Raw genomic sequence first — 1,685 nt, 5'->3', positions numbered from 1 at the left:
CAGGGGGATGAGCAGCGAAACTTGGTAAATAATCTTTCTGATTATCTAGACGGTGATAACTATTCCAATAATAGTATTACATTTGTTTTTTGGGGAATTAATTATTTATTACAAAATCCCGATGTAACGTATTCACAATTCAAAAATTGGTTTTTAACTCCAAGGGAAGGAAATGATTTTATTTATGACGCAGCTTATTGGGAAGATCCAAACCTATCATTTCCGCAGCAGGATTTACCTTCTTGGGAAGATTTTCAAGCCGCTTATCCAACAGAAAGTAGTGAATATATATATGATGCAGTAGGAGGAGAACTTGCGCAACTAAAAATAAATTATCCAGTACTAACCCGAAATGGTTGCGCTCTTAAAGTTTCAAGAGCTTTGAATTATTCAGGTGTTATTATACCTGATATACCAGGAACATTTGAGGGTGCTGATGGTAAGTTTTATTTCGTTAATGCTAAGGCTTTAGATACTTGGATGAAAGAAACGTTTGGAACAAATCCTGCTACGGTAACGACACCGTATAATGAAAAACATTATCAATATGATTCTGCTGACGGAGGAGTTAATGGCGGTAATTTTAAAACCTTATTATCAAATAAAAAAGGTATATATACTATGTTACCTGAAGATCCAGCTGCTTTTCAGGCCTCAGGTCATTGCGATATATTTGATGGAGTAAAGTGTAAAGCGGGTTGCTATTATCCAGCTGCTTCAGAGGTAAATATTTGGGTATTAGAATAAAAACTGAATTATGAGATATATATTTATTTTTTTACTTAGCTTTTTCTTAGCAAATGCACAAGAAAAAATAGTTGGTACCTTTGATTTTTATAATCAAAAAGTCAATTATACAACATACAATTATAAAGATAGAATTTATCCTGTAAATAAATTTTTTATATTTATTAATCAAGATGAAAATGTTGTTAAATGCTTAAAAAATAAGCATGTTAAACCATTTTTTTTGACCATACCTGCTACCATACCCAAAGATAAATATGAACAATTGTTTTTAGAGTTTTATATCTATATAACAAATAGAACAAAGTTGATCGATAGTTATATGTATGTTATAGCAGATAAAAAATATACTAGGTTATATGAAGAACAATTAAAAAAAGAAAAGCAATCTTCAGGTGAGTTTACTCACAATATAAAAAATGAGTACTTAAATTTAAATGTAAACGAGATTTGTAATCTTCTGAAAACACAATAAACTAATACATGTGTATGGGTAAACTTTTAATTTTATGTGTTTTTTGTGGATTGCTTTGTTGTAATAGTATTAAAAATAATCCTTTTACATATAAACAAACCACAAAAGAATTATGGATAGATTCTTACAAATATGAGGTTTTTTATGGTTGTATTAAAGAAGGTTTAGGTAATGACAGCTTAAGAATCCTTCTTCGTAACAAGGATTTGTTTAACCCTAATCTTGAATTAGACATAGAAACTATAAATCATGCAAGAGGTTTAGGTGCAATATTTATAGAAAAAATACCACAGCCATATATCAAAATCGATAAAGGCGAAGAACATTTAAGAAATAAAAATTTTATTTCATATAACTGTCTTCGATATTACGCCAGTAAAGAACTTGATTCGATTGCTAATGAAGAGTACAGAAAAAATGAAAAAAGCCGAAGGAAAGTTTGAGATGATTTATGAGTAAAGTT

Annotated in this window: 3 protein-coding genes; all 3 read left to right on the top strand. The window is 29.6% G+C overall.

What is annotated here, in order from left to right; genetic code table 11:
• Positions 1-747 (top strand): T6SS effector amidase Tae4 family protein (locus CHU92_RS00240; protein WP_094411439.1); only part of this gene is annotated, 747 nt, incomplete at its 5' end.
• 10 nt (positions 748-757) lie between these two features.
• The gene (locus CHU92_RS00235; protein ID WP_094411437.1) at positions 758-1,222 is read left to right on the top strand and encodes a hypothetical protein; all 465 of its coding nucleotides are present in this window, start codon (positions 758-760) and stop codon (positions 1,220-1,222) included.
• A gap of 14 nt (positions 1,223-1,236) precedes the next feature.
• Positions 1,237-1,665, top strand: a complete 429-nt coding sequence (locus tag CHU92_RS00230; RefSeq protein ID WP_094411435.1) for a hypothetical protein — start codon at positions 1,237-1,239, stop codon at positions 1,663-1,665.
• The last annotated feature ends 20 nt before the right edge of the window (positions 1,666-1,685 follow it).

This window comes from Flavobacterium cyanobacteriorum, from assembly GCF_002251835.1.
Lineage (GTDB): Bacteria > Bacteroidota > Bacteroidia > Flavobacteriales > Flavobacteriaceae > Flavobacterium > Flavobacterium cyanobacteriorum.
Note: the sequence above shows the minus strand (reverse complement) of the source record. Positions and strands in the feature narration are given on the sequence as shown.